We start from the raw sequence: 2,894 nt of genomic DNA on the forward strand, positions 1-2,894 counted from the left end.
GTCGCAAGGAACGGTCCGATCGCGTTGAAGCTGGTATTGCGGACATAATCCCAGGCGCGGCCGTGGATCTGGTTCGTACCGCGACGGATGGCAGCATTAACTACGGCGCCAGGAGCTCGGCCATATTCCGCCGAATAGTTATTCACCTCGACGCGGAATTCGCTCACCGCATCCGGAGAGGGAGGAATGTTTTCGTTGGCAAAACCCTGGTTCGAAGTACCGTAGTTGTTGTTGTCCAAGCCGTCCAACAGGAAGTTGTTGAACGCGGAACGCTGACCGTTGACATTGAACGATGCCTCACGGCTAGAGGTTGTCTGATTCTCCAGGAAGGACTTGCGGGTTCCGGGTACCAGCAGGGCAAGGTCCGCATACGAACGTCCGTTGAGCGGAAGGCTCTCAACTTCGCGTGTGCCAACAACCGTCGACCGTGAACTGGTTTCGGTATCGAGAATTTGAGCGGCAGCACTCACTTCGACCGTCTCATTGACGGTGCCGGCAGCCACGTTCACGTCGACACGCTGACGAGCATTGACCGTCAGAGCAAATGGGGCAGTTTTCGTTGTTTGGAATCCCGCAGACTCTGCGGTAACCACGTAGTTGCCAATGTTGACGGAATTGAACTCAAACTTGCCTTCTCCGTCAGTTTTGGACGTCTGGGAGACGTTTGTACCTGTGTTGGTCAGCGTAACGGAAGAGCCGGAAACCGCAGCTCCCGATTTGTCACGGACATAACCAATCACAGATGCGTTTTCGAATTGCGCCCAACCAACAACTGGACTGAGCATCACGAGGCCAACAACAAGAAGCAGGTAGAAGCACATCAACCGCGCGGATTGAATCCGTCTGCGCATGAGAGAACACTCCTTTTGTGTTTCTATTAGCGTCACCGTTTACGGTTTCAGTCCGGTTGCTGGCATGTGAACGCCACGTGAAAACGCTAAAAACCCCCAAGAATCCACGGCATAATTCCGTCGGCTGGAAGATCGGGCTCAAGGTTTACACGCTCCGTAATCGATGACGCAGCCAACAACCCGCTGCGGACAGCGCCCTCCATCGTAGAGGGCCAGCCTGTCTTCGTCCAGTCCCCTGCAAGAAAAATTCCTGGGCGGCCGCTCTCCCCCTGGGAGGGGCGGTAGCGGTCGAGCCCAGGCAGCACCGAAAAGGTGGCCCGGGCCTCTTTCAATACCCCGGTTTTGAGCAACCGGGTCGTYTTCGTCTTCGGGAAAAATAGAGCTAACTCATTGATTGCGCTTTGGAWAATCTCATCCCGCTCCTGCTTGAGCTGCCGGTGGGAAGCGCTGATGACAAGCTCCGTATAGCTGCCACGCGAGGCGTCGTATCCCCGGATGCGGGACTTATGGAAGATCCATTCGATGGTGGTATCGAGCAGGACCGCATGGTCCAGGTCCGTGATCTCGTTCTCCCACCAGAGATGGACCGTCGTAATGGGCGCATGAACGAAGTGCGTAATCGTTGACGTAAGCTCTGGGAGCAGCTTCACCGCCTGTTCGAAGGGGAGAGCGGCGATCACCTGTCTGGCCTGAAAGACCCCGGCTGTGGTTTGCAGCGTAAAGCCAGTGGTGGAGTCTCCGGAGATACTCTCAACGCTCGCCCGCAGCACGAACTCCGCGCCCTGTTCCTCCGCTGCCCGGGCTACCTCGCCATAGAACGCGCTCAGCGGAAGCATGGGAATACCGAGCCGCCCGGCGGTGGACGCCTTCAGGAAGGACTCATGGAAGACCTGTCCGGCGTACCTCAGCGAACAGTTCTCGAAACGGTCGTTCAGCGCACCGATGATGACCGGAGCCCAGAAGTGCTTGATAGCCCGCTCCGTCTGGCCCGTACGCTTCAACCAGCTCGCGAAGCTCTCCGTATCGTCCGTTGGATACCCTCGTAGGAACTGGAGCAGTCCCCGCACGATGGCTGCCTTATCGGCAACACCGAGCATTGGCGCCGTCAAAAAGCTCAGGCTGTTGTGCCCCGGCGCCGGCAGACCGCTGGGACCAATGCGGCTGGCGCGCCCGCCCGGCTCCAGGAATGTCAGATCGTCATACCAGCGAATCTTGTCTCCCAGCCCTGCCGCCTTGCAGAGAGCGACAAGATTCGTACAGCAACCGAGCATGACATGCTGACAGTCAATGACCTCGTTCAGAGCGGGATGCTCGTAGGAGTACGCCCGTCCACCGATGTATGGACGACGCTCCAACACCTGCACGGAGATTCCCTGCATTGCGAGCGCGTGCGCAGCCGTCAGGCCGGCGAGTCCTCCGCCGACAATAATGACGTCTTTCATCGCGCAACCACCCGGTTCCACAGGGTCATCCCCATGCCCTGCCCCAGCACCCGAAGCTTGGTGGCCGTCGGCACAGAGACACGCTCGGAGAAGACATCGAACTCCATCCTCTCGATACGTTCCAGCAGCATGCGATAGATCTTTGCCAGCACCCACATCGCTGCCCTGCTGTCACGATCAAGCATCGGAATCAGACGATCTGAGGCGAAATACATTGCCCTTGCCTTTGCGGCAAGGCTCAGCAGGACAGGACGCAGACGCTGTGGATCGCCCTGAACAACATCGGCGGGCGCGAGTCCCGCTGCCTGCAACTCATCCAGAGGAAGATAGATGCGGCCCCGCTCGCCATCTTCTTTCACATCGCGCAGGATATTCGTTACCTGGAAGGCCAGGCCTGTTTCTTCCGCAAGCTTTTCAGCCTCCGCTCCGTGGTACCCGAAGATGCGGATGCATACCAGGCCGACAACACTGGCGACGAGATAGCAGTAGTCGTACAACGATGTGATCGACTCATAAACCTCATACGGCTTGCCGTCGATCTCAAGAATGCGTACACCGGGCTTCGTCTCCTGAATGTCCAGCGTGGTGCCCTGTACCAGCT

Annotated in this window: 3 protein-coding genes; all 3 read right to left on the minus strand. The window is 58.0% G+C overall.

The annotated features are described in order from the left end of the window. Positions 1-851, minus strand: an 851-nt coding sequence (locus AB4043_RS20995; RefSeq protein WP_442307983.1) for a carboxypeptidase regulatory-like domain-containing protein, incomplete at its 3' end; no start/stop codon positions are given. Between the two features lie 86 nt (positions 852-937). Then, the gene (hpnE, locus tag AB4043_RS21000; RefSeq protein ID WP_442307984.1) at positions 938-2,293 is read right to left on the minus strand and encodes a hydroxysqualene dehydroxylase HpnE; all 1,356 of its coding nucleotides are present in this window, start codon (positions 2,291-2,293) and stop codon (positions 938-940) included. After that, a partial coding sequence (locus tag AB4043_RS21005; protein WP_442307985.1) for a phytoene/squalene synthase family protein occupies positions 2,290-2,894 on the minus strand: 605 nt, incomplete at its 5' end. The genes AB4043_RS21005 and hpnE, both read right to left, overlap by 4 nt.

The sequence above is a fragment of the Terriglobus sp. YAF25 genome (assembly GCF_052113305.1).
Lineage (GTDB): Bacteria > Acidobacteriota > Terriglobia > Terriglobales > Acidobacteriaceae > Terriglobus.